Source organism: Neobacillus sp. plas4, assembly GCF_057221695.1.
The window spans coordinates 930,041-945,798 of sequence record NZ_CM170152.1 but is presented as its reverse complement, the minus strand read 5'-3'; the positions used below and the strand labels follow the sequence as shown (position 1 = coordinate 945,798).

Annotated in this window: 17 protein-coding genes and 2 pseudogenes; 7 read left to right on the top strand and 12 right to left on the bottom strand. The window is 36.7% G+C overall.

Annotated features, from left to right (window positions below):
- Positions 1-35: 35 nt before the first annotated feature.
- Positions 36-1,337 carry an NCS2 family permease gene (locus AC2TFD_RS04780; RefSeq protein WP_484675105.1) on the top strand — a complete coding sequence of 434 codons (1,302 nt, stop codon included), beginning with the start codon at positions 36-38 and terminating at the stop codon, positions 1,335-1,337.
- Between the two features lie 82 nt (positions 1,338-1,419).
- Here AC2TFD_RS04780 and AC2TFD_RS04775 read toward each other — a convergent pair whose 3' ends face one another.
- The gene (locus AC2TFD_RS04775; protein WP_484675104.1) at positions 1,420-2,076 is read right to left on the bottom strand and encodes a glycosyltransferase; all 657 of its coding nucleotides are present in this window, start codon (positions 2,074-2,076) and stop codon (positions 1,420-1,422) included.
- Positions 2,077-2,414: 338 nt separating this feature from the next.
- Here AC2TFD_RS04775 and AC2TFD_RS04770 point away from each other — a divergent pair, with 338 nt between their 5' ends.
- Positions 2,415-3,923 (top strand): ATP-binding protein, encoded by a 1,509-nt coding sequence (locus AC2TFD_RS04770; protein WP_484675103.1) that lies wholly within the window; start codon positions 2,415-2,417, stop codon positions 3,921-3,923.
- A 55-nt stretch (positions 3,924-3,978) separates the two neighbouring features.
- Here AC2TFD_RS04770 and AC2TFD_RS04765 read toward each other — a convergent pair whose 3' ends face one another.
- Positions 3,979-5,016, bottom strand: coding sequence for a GGDEF domain-containing protein (locus AC2TFD_RS04765; protein WP_484675102.1), 1,038 nt, complete (start codon positions 5,014-5,016; stop codon positions 3,979-3,981).
- Positions 5,017-6,039: 1,023 nt separating this feature from the next.
- Here AC2TFD_RS04765 and AC2TFD_RS04760 point away from each other — a divergent pair.
- Positions 6,040-7,050 (top strand): DUF3231 family protein, encoded by a 1,011-nt coding sequence (locus AC2TFD_RS04760; protein ID WP_484675101.1) that lies wholly within the window; start codon positions 6,040-6,042, stop codon positions 7,048-7,050.
- Between the two features lie 298 nt (positions 7,051-7,348).
- Here AC2TFD_RS04760 and AC2TFD_RS04755 read toward each other — a convergent pair whose 3' ends face one another.
- Complete coding sequence (locus AC2TFD_RS04755) at positions 7,349-7,894, bottom strand: HD domain-containing protein (protein ID WP_484675100.1); 546 nt, start codon at positions 7,892-7,894, stop codon at positions 7,349-7,351.
- Between the two features lie 165 nt (positions 7,895-8,059).
- Here AC2TFD_RS04755 and AC2TFD_RS04750 point away from each other — a divergent pair, with 165 nt between their 5' ends.
- The 3 genes from AC2TFD_RS04750 to AC2TFD_RS04740 all read left to right on the top strand — a co-directional run bounded on the left by AC2TFD_RS04750 (position 8,060) and on the right by AC2TFD_RS04740 (position 9,784).
- The gene (locus tag AC2TFD_RS04750) at positions 8,060-8,251 is read left to right on the top strand and encodes a hypothetical protein (RefSeq protein ID WP_484675099.1); all 192 of its coding nucleotides are present in this window, start codon (positions 8,060-8,062) and stop codon (positions 8,249-8,251) included.
- Positions 8,252-8,389: 138 nt separating this feature from the next.
- Complete coding sequence (locus tag AC2TFD_RS04745) at positions 8,390-9,169, top strand: alpha/beta hydrolase (RefSeq protein ID WP_484675098.1); 780 nt, start codon at positions 8,390-8,392, stop codon at positions 9,167-9,169.
- A gap of 51 nt (positions 9,170-9,220) precedes the next feature.
- Positions 9,221-9,784 carry a GNAT family N-acetyltransferase gene (locus AC2TFD_RS04740; protein ID WP_335511147.1) on the top strand — a complete coding sequence of 188 codons (564 nt, stop codon included), beginning with the start codon at positions 9,221-9,223 and terminating at the stop codon, positions 9,782-9,784.
- Between the two features lie 78 nt (positions 9,785-9,862).
- Here the strand turns inward: AC2TFD_RS04740 and AC2TFD_RS04735 are convergent, their stop codons facing one another.
- Positions 9,863-10,318 carry a DUF2269 family protein gene (locus AC2TFD_RS04735; RefSeq protein WP_335511186.1) on the bottom strand — a complete coding sequence of 152 codons (456 nt, stop codon included), beginning with the start codon at positions 10,316-10,318 and terminating at the stop codon, positions 9,863-9,865.
- 144 nt (positions 10,319-10,462) lie between these two features.
- Here AC2TFD_RS04735 and AC2TFD_RS04730 point away from each other — a divergent pair, with 144 nt between their 5' ends.
- Positions 10,463-10,855, top strand: a complete 393-nt coding sequence (locus AC2TFD_RS04730) for a DUF454 family protein (RefSeq protein ID WP_335569012.1) — start codon at positions 10,463-10,465, stop codon at positions 10,853-10,855.
- A gap of 18 nt (positions 10,856-10,873) precedes the next feature.
- On the opposite strand, the gene AC2TFD_RS04725 is transcribed toward AC2TFD_RS04730, so the two are convergent.
- From AC2TFD_RS04725 to AC2TFD_RS04690, 8 genes and pseudogenes are all read right to left on the bottom strand, one after another.
- Positions 10,874-11,407, bottom strand: a complete 534-nt coding sequence (locus AC2TFD_RS04725; protein WP_335511143.1) for a GNAT family N-acetyltransferase — start codon at positions 11,405-11,407, stop codon at positions 10,874-10,876.
- Between the two features lie 9 nt (positions 11,408-11,416).
- Positions 11,417-11,773: pseudogene (locus tag AC2TFD_RS04720) on the bottom strand (GNAT family N-acetyltransferase); the annotation flags it as partial.
- 156 nt (positions 11,774-11,929) lie between these two features.
- Positions 11,930-12,928, bottom strand: a pseudogene (locus tag AC2TFD_RS04715) (glutathione S-transferase family protein); the annotation flags it as partial.
- An 18-nt stretch (positions 12,929-12,946) separates the two neighbouring features.
- A complete protein-coding gene (locus AC2TFD_RS04710) occupies positions 12,947-13,459 on the bottom strand; it encodes a GNAT family N-acetyltransferase (RefSeq protein ID WP_335511141.1) in 513 nt (170 codons plus the stop codon).
- Positions 13,460-13,656: 197 nt separating this feature from the next.
- On the bottom strand, positions 13,657-13,797 hold the full coding sequence (locus tag AC2TFD_RS04705) for a hypothetical protein (protein WP_335511139.1): 141 nt from the start codon (positions 13,795-13,797) through the stop codon (positions 13,657-13,659).
- A 51-nt stretch (positions 13,798-13,848) separates the two neighbouring features.
- Positions 13,849-14,286, bottom strand: coding sequence for a GNAT family N-acetyltransferase (locus tag AC2TFD_RS04700; protein WP_335569010.1), 438 nt, complete (start codon positions 14,284-14,286; stop codon positions 13,849-13,851).
- Between the two features lie 12 nt (positions 14,287-14,298).
- Positions 14,299-15,168: an NAD-dependent epimerase/dehydratase family protein gene (locus AC2TFD_RS04695; RefSeq protein ID WP_335569009.1), complete on the bottom strand. Its 870-nt coding sequence runs from the start codon at positions 15,166-15,168 to the stop codon at positions 14,299-14,301.
- Between the two features lie 130 nt (positions 15,169-15,298).
- Positions 15,299-15,583, bottom strand: a complete 285-nt coding sequence (locus tag AC2TFD_RS04690) for a YggT family protein (protein WP_335511134.1) — start codon at positions 15,581-15,583, stop codon at positions 15,299-15,301.
- Between the last annotated feature and the right edge of the window lie 175 nt (positions 15,584-15,758).

Genomic DNA, 15,758 nt, shown 5'->3' with positions numbered 1-15,758 from the left:
TTGTCAAAAAATGTTCGTGTTTTGGAGGAACCACTATGTTTAAGCTAAAAGAAAATCAAACAAGCACAAAAACGGAACTACTCGCAGGGATTACCACCTTCTTCACAATGGTTTACATTGTTGTTGTGAATCCAGTCATTCTTGCTGATGCTGGTGTCCCCTTTGAACAGGTCTTCACGGCCACCATCATTTCCGCAGTTGTCGGGACACTCTGGATGGCATTATTTGCAAATTATCCTATCGCCATCGCACCGGGAATGGGACTAAACGCATACTTTGCCTATTCCGTTGTCGGCGGTCAGCAAAATATTACCTATGAAACAGCCTTCGCGGCAGTTTTTATAGCGGGGATTATTTTTGTCATCTTGTCCTTAACACCTTTTAGAGAAAAATTAATAGATGCAATACCAGAAAACCTTAAGCATGGGATATCAGCGGGAATTGGATTATTTATTGCTTTTATTGGATTAAGACTTACACATATTATTACTGCTCATCCTACTAATTTGGTAGGATTAGGGGACCTGCGCTCGCCATCTGCCTCGCTTGCGGTAGCAGGATTAGCCATTACGCTAATTCTTATGGCACTTCGAATCAATGGAGCATTATTTATTGGAATGATTATTACCGGCTTAATTGCCCTTTTTACCAACCAGCTTTCCTTTGATCAAGGTTTTGTATCCTTACCTTCTCTCCCCGATGGATTAATGGTAAGCAATCCCATTACGGCTTTGTCAGATGTGATTCAGAATAGTCTCTATGCAGTCGTCTTTTCATTCATTCTCGTAACCATCTTCGATACCACTGGAACCATGATTGGTGTTGCCAATCAAGCGGGTTTAATGAAAAATGGAAAATTGCCGCGTGCCCGCCATGCGCTGCTTTCCGACTCTGTTGCAACATCCATTGGTGCCATTTTTGGTACAAGTCCAACAACTGCTTATATTGAATCTACTTCAGGAGTTGCGGCTGGCGGCCGGACAGGATTAACATCCCTTACTGTAGCAGTTTTGTTTATGTTATCGGCGTTTTTCGGACCTCTTGTCAGCGCAGTTTCAGGTATTTCTGCCATTACCGCTCCTGCCCTTATCATTGTCGGCAGTATGATGATGGGCAGCATTGCAAAGATCAAATGGAACGAAATAGATGAAGCTTTTCCGGCATTCCTTGTGATTCTGAGCATGCCGTTAACATCCAGCATTGCCACTGGAATTGCACTTGGTTTCATCAGCTATCCGCTTCTAAAAATTGTAAAAGGCAAATGGCGTGAGGTACACCCGCTTTTATATGTTTTCGCCGTACTATTCTTTTATCAACTTGCATTCTTACCGCATTAAAAAATGGAGTCCCAACAAGAAGTTGGGCTCCATTTTTCTTAAACTTTGTTGCTTTTTAACAATTTCCACGAAAACAGCCTTTTTAAAACTTATTTGGGAACTGCTTGATAATTCCGTTTGTTAGGAAATCTGCCAAATGCATTAAATGATCTTGATTTTTATCTAAGGCCGTGATATTCGCATTCCAATCCTTATGAAGCTTGGCAACCACGCCATCTGTGATTAGTTTTAAATGCGTATACATCATATTTTTTAATTCTTGTTTATTGTAATTTGGATTTGCAGCAGTTAAAAAGTTTGTAATATCGTCTGCATTTTTATACCAATCCGTATTGTATTTTTTTAAGTCAGCCTGATTCCCGCTTTTCGCTGCTTCTACAACCTTACCGGCAATCAAAATATGCTCTCTTAACAATTGTGCAAGCTTGTTACCTGCTTCCTCTCCGTAATATGGCTTAATTGCATTCCCAAGATCGTCCTGGTTTTTCAATAATCTTTCAAGTACCGGTTTTTGGTCCTCTAACCCGGCAATTGAACTTGTTACAAACTTTTCTGTCCAAAATGCATGTTCAGTCCAAAGTTCTCTCAAATTAACCCTAAGTTGGACAGTTTTCTGACTTAGCGGCCGTTCTGCGGTTACCCGCTCCGCCTGTCTGGTCTCTTCCGCATTCATGGATGCTGGGAAGATTAATACAAATGAAAGGAACAAAAACATAAATTTGGATAAATGCTTGTTCAAAAAATCATCTCCTTAATAAATCGAATCTGGCAAATTTATTATTCGATTTTTTGTCCATTTTCACTCTACTAAAAATAATTTTTTCATCTTCATAATTTCCACATAAGTTCTCTATAACTTCTTCAAAAGTTTATCTTATTATAAAGATAACTTATTTGAGACTTAGGTTTTAGGAACCTTATTCTTAAAAACTTCCCATAATTTTGCCTGGTACTTCTAGTACCAGGCACTTTTTTTGTGTTATTTATAAATCTTTCCCTAATTCGTTTCTTTGTTTTTCCATACGTACAAAGTAATGGTAAACTATCACTGAAACTACTTTTGAGGGGAAGATTTTTTTGTTTTCAAAACACCAGTTGCAATCCATTTCAAAGAAGTTACTCATATATATTGTCATTACCCTAATCCCTTCGCTGGTAATTAGTTACTATTTTGCCCAGCACGAAGTAAAAGTTGTTGAGATTTCAACTAAAGATAAAGCCCAGAAATATGCAAATTTTCATGCGATGAATCTGGAAAAATTTATGGGCGAAACCGTCGGCAGGCTAGAAATGCTTGCTTCCTCCATTAAAACTCAACATAGCAATCTAATTAATATTGAAACAATCCTTAAGGAAACCCAAGCAAAGGATTTACGTTTTTCTGGGTTCTATTTTGCCAGTTCAACAGGTAATTTGCTCATAAGCACAAACCCTACTTCCTCATTAGTCAATGTTGGTGATCGAGACTATTTCCAACAAGCGATTAGAACAGAGCAAACCAGTATATCAGAACCCCATATTGGACGGGTCACAGGGCGATATGTCATAACTATCGCTACGCCAATAGTTGAACATGGTAATATAAAAAGTGTTCTATTGGCTAGTTTGCGAATTGATGAATTTGAAAAGTCGATGATAGGGTTAATCAACGATGAACAAATCATTGTTGCTGATCAAAAAGAAGAGACCTTAATTCAGGCAGGTAAAAAGCTGCCTTTAGAAAATACCGTGAAATCAAGTATACACATGACCCAAGTTCCTTGGACCATTACGGCCATGGTTGTTCCTGAAAGTAAACATATATTTAGGAATACCTATTTCCAATACTTTTTTATTTTTCTTATACTAACAAATATTCTTTATTTGCTAGCTCAATATTTACATTTAAGAAAAAAGGTAGAACAAGAAAAGAAACAAACAGAATTGCAAAAGCTTGAGTTGATAGGAAATCTTGCAGCAAGTACTGCTCATGAAATTAAGAATCCCCTAACAGGAATAAAAGGTTTGGTTACACTGTTAAGTGAGGAACATTCTGATACAAAATCGCAGTATTACTTCCAGGTGATCCAGCAGGAAATCGACCGGATTAATGCAATTGTTAGTGAACTGCTTGTTCTTGGAAAACCTACAGCCTATAAATTAAACACTTGTGATGTAAACACGATTGTGAAAGAAATCGAGCCAATTATCCTTTCAGAAGCCAATTTCATGAATGTAGAGCTTATGATTCATTATGGTGATGTTGATTTGCCGATTTCTTGCGTGAAGGACAATGTGAAGCAAGTACTTCTTAATCTAGCAAAAAACGCCCTTCAAGCCATGCCGAATGGGGGCAAATTGACTATTGTTCTCAAAAAAAACGCTGAATCTTGTGTGATTCATGTAGCAGACACTGGAGTCGGAATGGGAAAGGAACAGTTAAAAAAAGCATTTACTCCATTCTATTCAATGAAAAAAGAGGGTTCAGGTCTTGGATTAACCATATGTAAACGAATAATTGAAACGTTTGGCGGGAAAATTTTTATTAAAAGCAGTCTAAACGCCGGGACACAAGTAGAGATTACCCTCCCGCTGTCTTACGAATGAAATCCTCCGCCCCATCCGATGATAAAAAGGGTTAGTGCCAGTGCACTAACCCTTTTTATCTAATATAACTAACTTGATTTCTACCACAATACTTGCAATGATATAGCCCTTTATCTGCACGATTCAATAAAGAATCAATGTCATCCCCTGCTTTGGATTCGGTGACTCCAAAGCTAGCAGTAAGATGTCCAGCCCCTTTAAAAGAATGGTTTGCAACAACCTTTCTGAGCCTTTCGGCAAGCTTTACCGTTTCTTCTCCAGTTGAAGGAGAGATGATAATAAACTCCTCCCCTCCCCAACGACCAAAAAGCTCTCGATTGGAAAGGCGGCCTTGGATGAGTTCTGCTAACTCTACTAAGACTTCATCACCAATTTTGTGCCCATAGTTATCATTTACTTCCTTAAAGTGGTCAATATCAAAAAAAATGACTGAAAATGCCTCATGCTTTTCTGCGGATAGCTTTAGTTTCTTTTCAAGCCATTCATCAATCTGCAGCCGATTCGCGATTCTCGTTAATGAATCATAATAGGCATGCTTTCTAAACATTTCTAGATCTGCATAGGTCTTAAACACATGTTGAGCATAATAAAGAATAATAATATATACGAGATTGGCAAAGTAATATTGCCCTAAAGAATCAATCGATTCTGATGTTAGATGGTTTAAATACATACTTCCCATTGCAAAAGTTGTTAGAAATATAACAATTGAAAAGTAGAGTCCCCGCTTAGTCCCCAGCGTTAAGAAAAAGAACAAAGTAATAATCGGCATCCAAATGATAAAATCACCCAGAGAACCTCCGTCAACAACCATATAGTTGCGTACCGCGTCAAAAAAGGTCGTAACATGATAAAAACTGACTAAAGCTAAATTGGAGTATTCTGTGAACTGAATAAAAAATCGCTTATATAGTAAAATCCAACTGATAGAAAACCAAATAGTGAGGGTATTATTAATCGATAAATTAAATGTACTTGCGGCATGAATATTTTGTAAAAGTGTATTAGAGATGAGAGAAATAATAATACATGGCACAACCCAAAGATAAATGCGGATCTTAAGCTCATTTAATGATTCAAACCTTTTTACCATCTGAATTTTTCATCCCCCAACTAATCTAAATCGATTAGTCCTGCCTGCTGTATGAAGCTGACTGAAATAATCACAGCTGTGACCATAGCTCCTATCTTTATATGCCTTTACGAAAAAAGCAGCGGCCAAAATAGGACACTACTTCTTTAGAACTATTATATCAAACATAGTGTAAGTAAAACTATAGAGTATGAATGGTTAAAAGTGTTAATTTATGAACCCCAATTACGGCGTTTTTTATGGCTGCAGGTAAACGCTGTTTTGAGTTTCATGAATCTAAACATGGTATTGGCGTGCCGGCCCTTTTGGGTTCGAGGATTTCTTTTGGGGTATAGGCAATCCATAAATCGCTTATCACAGTAACAAGGGGAAAAACCAATTTCTAGACAGCGGTCATGTTTATAACAACAGGAATCCACATCATTTATCGGAGCTCCTGGTCCGCTGCATCCTGGCCCGCACCATTTGTATCCTGGAAAAACACAGAAAGAAGGACGGTTTTTTCGACATCTCATATTTACTCATCTCCTTTATATAAGGCTCTTTTCTTATACTGTGTTGCCTCTTTGGAACAAAATGTTAATGATTGTGCTAAGTTTCAGCAGGATTATAGAATCAATTTATAAAAAAAGAGCCTGCAAACTAGATTCTAAAGTGCGAAATAACTATTTCCACGTTAAAATCGGCTTTAAGATTTTAACAACAATCATTACGAAAACAGCCTTTATATAAAATATGAAGGATTGAGCCAAACGGAAACAGCTTGTACATAAAAAAGAGGAAATTATTTCTGATAACAGGTTCCCTCACCTATCGCAAACATTAAATGAAGGAAGAATTTTAGTATAGTGAATAACCATAATGGTTTATCTCTTTTTTTGTACAAAAATCATTATGATTCATTCCTTCTAGCAGTCAACCTAAAAGGAAGTGAGATCATTTCCATCAATCGTAAAAATTAGAATAATATATCTTATATTTAAACATACTTAAATTAATAAACCTTGATGGAGGAACAAAGAATTGAAGGTTAAAGAACCGTTAAGTTCATCAGAAATAGGAACACTCTGGCTTACATATCAAGAAAAAACGATGATACTAAGAATTTTAGAATACTTTTTAGAAAAGTCGGATGATCAAGAAGCAAAAAATATCATGGGTATGTTGTGGCAGGAATTGGATTATTACGTGGAATTAATTCAAGGGGTTTTTGAAAGTGAAGGAGTGGTTATTCCAACAGGATTCAAAAAAGATGATGTAAATTTAGAGGCCCCAAACTTATTCGATAATGGATTCGACATTATGTTTCTTCGAATATTAAAAGAAGTAAGTATGGGTATGTACTCAATTAATATGAATATGGCATATAGAATAGATGTAATGACGATTTACGAAGGCTTAACCACTGTAACCCACAAGGTTTATAAATTGGCTAACGTGTATTTACTAAAAAGAGGAATTTTAACTCGTCCTCCTATAATAACGCCGCCTAAAAGAACTGAATTTATTGAAAGTAAAAGGTACATGAAAGGATTTAAACTATTTAATGAAAAAAGGGCATTAAATGCAATTGAGTTAGGTTTTCTTCATCATGGAATTGAAACGAATAACATCGGGATGCAGCTTATTACAGGATTTGCGCAATGTGCAAAGGATAAAGAGGTAAGACAGTATTTTGAAAAGGGAAAAGAACTTTCAAAAAAGCATATAAAAACATTTCAGGAAATTCTTTTAGATAACGATACACAGAGTTCGGCTACCGCTGGAAGTACGGTAACGACATCAACGGTTGCCCCATTTTCCGACAAACTTATGGTATATTGCATCGACCTACTAAATGGATTTAGTATTGTTGGGGAAAGCTTCGGAACATTCTTTACTTTGAGAAATGATATATCCTTAAAAACAGCTTTACTAGCAAAAGATGTCTATTTTTACGGTCAAGAAGGCCTTGAGATTATGTTTAAAAACGGATGGTATGAAGAACCACCGCAAACAGAAGATAGAGGTCAATTAATAAATAGAAATGAATAATAAAAAATGTCTTTAAACAGATACTAACATTAGTGTTAAATTAACACTAAATTTCAATGTGGAGGAAAAACTTTGAATCTACTTCTTAGCTTATTATCAGCCTTAATTACTTTGTTAGTTAAAGCTACATTCTTTTTTGACAAGATGGATGCTAAATTAAAGTCCTTGTTAAGAAAGCAAATTTTAACATAAGCATTGGGTATTTCATAAAGTATCTTCTACATTCACATTGATATAGAAAAAGGCAAGCAAATTATTTTGCTTGCCTTTTTTATATGAACCCTTATAATCCATCATCCTAAGCCATCTTCCTGAAAAGCCTATCTACTTCTTTTTGCAATTCTTTTAATAAATCAAAGCTGGATTTGGTGCCTAAGCTTTCTACGATATTTGTGTAGTACCACTTTTGCTGTTCCTTTCCTGCATTAAACCTCTTCCAAACTGCCTCACCCACTTCCTCATAATCACTTAAGATAGAACGGATATTATGAAGTTTATCTGCACAAACCACAGCCCGAACTTCTTCTGAAGCTGTTTTTAAATATTCTATGGTGTGCTTCTTCCTATCCTTCCAAGGAAGTGACTTATCAGGCTCTGAACACCCTTCAACAATACTTGCTATGTTATGTCCATATTCCTTCTCTATCTCTTCCAGTGTAAGCGAAGTATCTTCAACAGTGTCATGGAGGATTCCTGCCGCGATCAGTTCCTCACTATACCCTGCTTTCAACAACATCATTCCAACACAAACTGGGTGTGTGATATAGGGAATATCTGTGTTCTTCCGGTACTGACCTTCATGATATTTGCTTGCTGTTTGCAGTGCTTTTTCGATTACATCCAATTCTTAACCCCTCCATTTTGAATTCTTCTAGTAGCTCTATTTTTACCATATTTCAACAAAATTCAACAAATCTCCTTGGCGGATGGAAGAAATTTGTCTTATTGCCCAATCACATCTATTTGTACAAGCATAATTTATAGTACAAGTTGAAAGGAGGGATATAGAATGTGTAATTGTGGAAGACGTCGTGATGATAATGTCGCAGGTGTTAGTGATCGCAACAGAAGACGTCGTAATAATCGCAGAGATGACAGAAGAGTGATCAATGCAGAAGAAGTTATTATCCGTGCTGATAGAGTTATCATTGTTGACGAGAATGATAGAAGAAGAGATGACAGAAGAGGATTCTGGTCTTAATTGATTCTTTAAAGGGATAATTTCAATTCCCACAGGCTGGTGAGATAAATAGGTCTCGCAAGCTTGTTTATTGTTTCAAACAAATACAAAAAATGGTAAAATTAAAATAAAAAATTACGAGAATAGAAGGTAAAATAAATGCTAGAGAAATTTAATTTTTATATGTCATCCCTTAAACAAGAAAGAATGATACGCGTATACTTACCTGATAGTTACAAAGAGTCCAATAAACGCTACCCTGTTCTTTATATGCATGATGGACAAAATGTTTTTGAAGATGAAGGTGCTATTAAAGGGGTTTCTTTAGGGTTAAAGGATTATTTAGATAAAAATAATCTAGAAATAATCGTGGTCGCCATTGATTTAAATCCCGAAGGTGAAGAACGTTTTAACGAATACTGCCCATGGGTGACGGGTGCAATCGCAGAGAAAATGATTGGACATCCAAGTTCCGCCGGAGGGAAAGGTGAGCAATACTTAGACTTTATTGTAAACGAACTGAAGCCATTGATAGACCGTAAATACCGAACGCTAGAAAATCAGACTTCAATGGCCGGAATTTCACTAGGAGGACTTATCTCTACATATGCAGCTTGCCGCTATCCTCGTATTTTCAAGCGGGTTGCTGCGATCTCACCAGGTTATTATCGGAACCAAGAGGAACTTGAGATATTTGTAAAGAACTCCGACTTATCAGGGGTAGAGAAGTTTTATATGGATTTTGGTACCCATGAAATCGCTGATGATAAGGAACGGAACAAAGAGTTCACAGAAATGATTCAAACCATTTATGAAATCTTGGACAGTAAAATAGCAGATACCCTCTATCAAACAATTGAAAATGGCGAGCACAACTATACTTCATTTAGAAAGAGGATTCCTCAGGTGTTAGCCTATCTTTTTTCGGATCACTGTTAAAAAATGAATCCAAAAACCTTATAACTTTGAAAATATTTAGGGGGAGTAATATTGTTTTCCTTTAGAGTAGAAAAAGAAATATCAATCGAATTATTACAGCAGCACCATAAGGAAGAGTTATATGAACTCATTCATACAAACCGTGAACATCTAAGAAAATGGTTATTATGGGTTGATAAAAGAAAATCATCAGAAGACTTTGAACCGATAATCCCTATCTGGATAAGAAATTACGCAGATAACAACGGTTTCGATGCGGGTATTCGATATAATGATAAATTAGTTGGTATGGTAGGGCTTCATTATATTGATTGGAAAAATCGTTCAACGAGTATAGGTTATTTTCTTTCTGAAGAAGCTCAAGGTAAAGGGATCATCACAAGGTCTGTGTCGGCATTGCTGAGCTATCTCTTCGGTACGATGAATATGAATCGAGTGGAAATCCAATGTGCTGTAAATAATCATAAGAGTATTTCTATTCCAGAACGGCTTGGTTTTGTCAAAGAAGGTATCAAAAGGGAAGGGCAATGGCTATATGACCATTATGAAGACTTGGTTACTTACAGCTTATTATCAAAGGATTGGAATGATATAAAAAAAGCTCGCCAATTTTGACGGCTTTTTTATATCTATTTGAAATGTTTTTTCTGATTTTATCCACATTACCAAACTACCTAAAATAATCGACTCCTATTAAAATGGTTTCAAAATCATCAAGGCAATAATGATAATAAAAATTACGTTTGCTAGGTATTCATAACGGAACAAAATTTTTGATAATCGGAAATACTCATCTGGAATTTCCTCACCCTTATGTGCTGCTAACAATTCCTTTACCGGTTTGGACCTTGGTGATAATAAAAGTGGACCGCTCGCAAGCGCTGCTAAAAAAAGGATTAAACTAGTAACATACCAACCCATCCGAAATAGGCTCGGATTCATAAAGCCCATGATTAATCCTGTTACGAGCAGGAGTGTGCCGCCTACCATAACAAAGATATGCAGTTTATGTCTAAGGGCGTAGGAATGTCTTAATTCTGTCATTGTTTTTCCGGATTTTACAACAGTTGTTAAGATAAAACCTGGTCCCATTCCTAAAATCGCAGAGAAAATATGTATAACTACAATTATTTTATAAAAAGTAATCATTTTTACGATCAACCCCCTTCTTCTAGACATCACTATTTTAACATAATGGTGGTTAAAACGGTTTTAATGTACTTAATCTGTCATAAAACTTCCTTTTTTTTAGTGATATAATAAAGAGAAACCTGGTCGAAGGGGGTAACTTACTTGAAAAAAATCGTTAAATTTGTTTATATCATCATCGGATTTATATCCCTGGGTTTAGGGGTTGTGGGACTTGTACTGCCTGTTTTGCCGACAACTCCCTTATTGCTATTAGCATCCTACTGCTTTGTAAAAGGATCAAAACGATTTGAAGTCTGGTTTAAAGGGACAAAACTTTATAAACGCCATTTGGAGACCTTCGTAAAAGAAAAAGCAATGACGTTAAAACAGAAGCTGACGATTCTGTTATTTGCAGATGCGATGATTGCCATTCCCTTCTTCATCCTTGATAGCTTGATCGTCAAAGTGTTGCTCGTACTAATCGTATTTTATAAATATTATTATTTTATTTATAAAATAAAAACGATACGTGAAGCTCCTGCTACTAGCCATTAAAAAACACTTGTCATACAATCATGACAAGTGTTTTTGGTTCAATAAAATGGAACGCCAATACCTCAATGATAAGTAGTTTTCTCCCTCTGCATTCCCATATCCATGTTGTTCATGTTGAAAAATAAATCCTCTTGCTTCATAAAAAGGAATCCCCTTGTTGTTCCCTTTTTGGACGGAAACCCATTGCTCTCTTGCATGAAATTCATCTTTCTGTTGTTTCGTAATAGCTTCTAACAGCCTGGATCCAATTCCTTCATTACGCCGGTTAGGATTCAGATACAACACAAAAACTTCACCTGCAGAATCGCTAATCATCCCGCCGCCGCCGGCACCAATTACCTCGCTATTTTCGACCGCTGCAAAGTAACCTCCCCAATGTCTGCTAGTGTTTGATACCTCATTTAGTATTCTTTCTATGTTGTAAAACTCTTTAATGATTCTCTCAATATATTCTCGAGAATGTGTTTCACTGTATGTGGCTCGATATCCATCACTACAAACTTTAGCTATTCCTTGTACATGCTCTGGATTTGCTTTACAAATTTTGATCATAAATATACTCTACTTATTAAAAGTGAGCCGGTAGGCTTTAACAATGATTCCATCATTAGCAGGCTCGAAATCATATTGTGGCAATCGCTCAAAACCTAACCGTTCATATAAACTCATCGCACTTTTCATAAAATCCGCTGTATGAAGACCAATTTCCTTATGCCCTTTCTCCTTAGCACGGTTGATACACTCTGAAACCAAGGCAGCCGCTACCCCTTTGCCTCGTACTTCTGGTGAAACCGCGAGCATTCGGATTTCAGGATAGTCCAACTCCTCAACATACCCCTCATAGGCATCGGTTTTTGCCGGAAACAATGCTACACTGCCTACAATCTTACCAGCCTCCTCCGCGACGAGCAGTTCAACTCCTGACTGTATATCTGCAATGGAGGAGATTCCTTGCTTCAGAACCTGCCAATGACCTTCCGGGATTTTTACTGCATGCTCCTGATAAGCGTTGACCCTCTGCTCTCGAATGAAAGCTAATTCACTTTCTACAGCTTCACGAATAATCAAATTTTCCTTAATAAGAAACTTTTCTTCCTTATTACTAAGTGCTTGACGGTTATGCTGGGATAGGAGTCCAGATAGATCCGGCCCCTTTGGCAGAATGCTATTATGCCCCTTTTGGTCATTACTTGCGATATGGTTTGATAAATGATAATGCCTTTTAATGGCGTCGAAATCAGTTGTATCACCAAAACCTGGCGTTTGATATAAATCTCGCAAATAACCCCATAGGTTTGGAAAGTCAATAATCCGATTTCGATTTGTTTTAAAAGCAGAGTAATACGCCGCATCGAAACGAACCAACGTAGCATAAAGACGAACATCGGAGTCAGTAATATAATCTCCAAATAAGAAACGCTGTTTCGATAAACGTTCCTCTAATTCATCTAACCTGGCAAACAAGGTATCATATGCGAATTCATAGGCTTCCTGCGTTTGCGCAAAGCCGCATTTATAGACCCCATTGTTCACATCATGGAAGATGACATCATTCAGGGCATCTATCTCTTTCCGTAGAGATTCAGGATACAAATTCGGTGCATTTTCCTTATGGAATGGTGCCCAAACTGTTTCTAGATAGTTTGTTAGTTTGAAATAATCATTGTTCACAACCTTATTTTCCTTCACATCTACCATGACAGGAACAGTGGGTCTGCCTGAATAATCAGGATCGGTATTCTTATATATTTCACTCATATAGCGGATTCCTAAGACAGGGTCTACATTATTTTCATCCAATGAGAATTCCCAATCTACATGGTGCAGCTTTGGACGCATGGGACTTGCAGTACCTAAACTGATTACCTCCTCTAAACCTAGCAATCTTCTAACAATTACCGAGCGGTGCGCCCATGGGCAGACTGCAGACCATAAAAGACGATATCGTCCTGCTTCAACTGGAAGGTCACCATCCTCGAATCCAAACGGAGTATTAAATCTATTTTTTTGGCGATTAAACGAACCATCAGCTTTGATTTCAGCCGCAACGCTTCCTTGCCCATTTTTTGTCATTATACTTACACCCCTATTTTATGTTCTTTTTAAATGCAGCACCATATGTTCATCGTCCAAATAGACACCATTTAGTTTCATAGCTTTTTCTTCAAGTCCATATACTTTAAAGTCCAAACTCAAATATAGCTTTTTTGCAGCCTCATTCGTTGCAACCACCGATAAATTAATTTTCTCAATTACTTCAATTGATTTTGCTTTATTTATCGCTTCTGTAAGCAATGCTTTGCCTACACCTATTCCCTGCTTCTTTGGTGTGACGTACATCGCATAAATGTTTGCTCTATGCCGGATTTTTTCCGCTTTTTCTTGTAAGAGTGTTACAACACCAATTAGCTTGTCACCTTCGAAAGCCCCAAACGTATAATTTCCTTCATCTGCGAAGTTCCCTGCAACTTGCGTGACCGGATTCTCTCTTTTAATGGCATCCTCATAACTAGTCAAAAACGCCTCCGGGGCTTGCTTCAAGGCCTCTAGCCTTAGATCCCAGTATTTTTTTGCATCCAATGAGGTTAGTTGTCTAATTTCCATAGGACACCCTCCCTTTCCACTTAAATGGTATATCTACTATATTACTAAAATTTCAAATAGATAGATAATAAATTCAACGTCCTTTCATGGTGACCACTTCTCCCCATACAAAAATATGCCACAGTAACAAGTCCTGTGGCAGTGACAAATTTATTCTTATTTTTTTAAATAGAGGTTTGGCTCTACTCAGAATCCTTTTACGTATCCAATTGATCATCATTTCCTGCGAGGTCATTCCTATTTTTTCCTTCTGTAATAACACGGTCAATATCCAGATAAGGTTTACCGCGCAATGCGTCGTTTGAAATAATCGTTGAAGTTTCATTATTAGTATTCATATTGACTGCCTCCCGATTGACTAATTTTGCCTCAAGAGGTAGTTTGTACAATTAGAGCGAAAAATAGTAAAAGTAATTGGACTCTTTTTTAAAGCCGATTCTTTCATATAAACTCTGTGCAGTTATATTATCGTTCCCTGTCTCTAATGATACTCCTTTTGCACCTGTTTCCTCTGCAAATGCTATCGCTTTATTAATTAATTTATCTCCATGTCCCTTTTTACGAGCAGATGCCTTTACATATAGATCGTTAAGGATCCATGATCGTTTCATACTTACAGACGAAAAGGTTGGATATAACTGAACAAAACCTACCGGATTACCCTCATCAAAAGCAATAAAAACCACCGAATCCCCGTTCGTTAATCTTTCTTTTAAGAAATTCTTTGCACCTTCTAGATTCGATTCCTGCTGATAAAATATTCGATAGGAATTAAATAGTTCTGCTAAAGAATTAAGATCATTTATAGTAGCTCTCTGAATACTCATGGTATCCCCCCTTTATGAATAGTAAATAATTAAATCTCTTAAAAGCTTATCTAATGTTGTAAATTTGTATCCCAATGACTGAGCAAGATCCGTATTCACAGACCAAGAACCAGGAAAATTATAAGGTGATAGCTCACCATCCTCACGTAGAATTGCTTTAACGGATACAAGTTCTTCTATTAAAGAAATTAGTTCGCCTAAACTGCAGTCTCCTTGTGATCCTGGATTGATACTTCCATGAAAATCGGATTGAGCGATACAATATAAAAACGAAGCTGCTTCACCAGAATCAATAAAGCTATACCTTAAATCAGGATTTTCGATAAACATTGCTTTTCCATCTTTCACATGCTCTACGTGGAATTTTAAGCGGTTCGTATAATCGTCTTGGCCTAAAATGATTGGAAAACGCACCGCAGTCACAGGAATTGCAGCTTTTTGAAATAGAATTGCCTCTGCTGCACGCTTTGCTTCCTGATAGCCAACATACCCTATGTACTCTCTCCTAGTTTTTAAAACTGGGGTAAATTCTAAAGGGTTAAAACCCTCTTCTTTATGATTGATGCCAAAATCATATACTGCCTGACTCGATGTAAAGATATACTTTTGAACTTTTCCTGTTAATGCGTTCAAAGTATCAAGTGCTTCTTGAGAGGAATAGCACGTTTGATCAAATACTACGTCCCACTCCTTATCTTTAAAAGCTGTATACAGAGACTCTGAGTCTTCTCGGTTGATTATCAATCGAGAAACTTGATTACCAAAGGCATCAGCTGTCAGACCTCTTGTTGCGATAGTAACTTCAACCCCGTCATCGATTAATAATTGTACCAGCCTCTTGCCAACAAATTGCGTTCCCCCGAGTATTAATACCGATTTCATACCAAATCTCTCCTCTGTCCTTTCTATTTATTTTAACTTAATTTACCAGTGGAATGATACTCAAAATACAGCAATAGGGCCTTACTTACGATGAAAAGTAAGTAAGGCCCTATATAGTAAAATTTTTTAATTAGAATGCACCTAACATGACTAACAATTGGCGAAGACCTTCTAAAGCAAATCTCCCTATAAAGCTGTAAGCTAATATCGCAACGATTGGTGAAAAATCAATCATTCCAAGCGGCGGGATAAATTTCCTAAAGATAGATAAGTAAGGGTTAACGAGTCTTCCAACCAGCATCCCTATTTTGGATGTTTGAAATTGCGGGAACCAAGAACCAAAAATACTAATCAAAATTAACCAATAATAAATATCATAGATATAATTTGCTATTACCAAAATATTTGTGCCCAAATTTTTTCTTCCTATCTATAAATTTTTTTCAATTCCTCTACTGTTCATATACGTATTATACTCAATAAGGTTTCAAATATATCTATATTTTTAACTAAAACTGTTTTATTACTTAAAAGTGCAAAGAGTCTAAAAAGTTCAGAAAGAATTCACCGTTCTTCCTTCCAGAAATTAG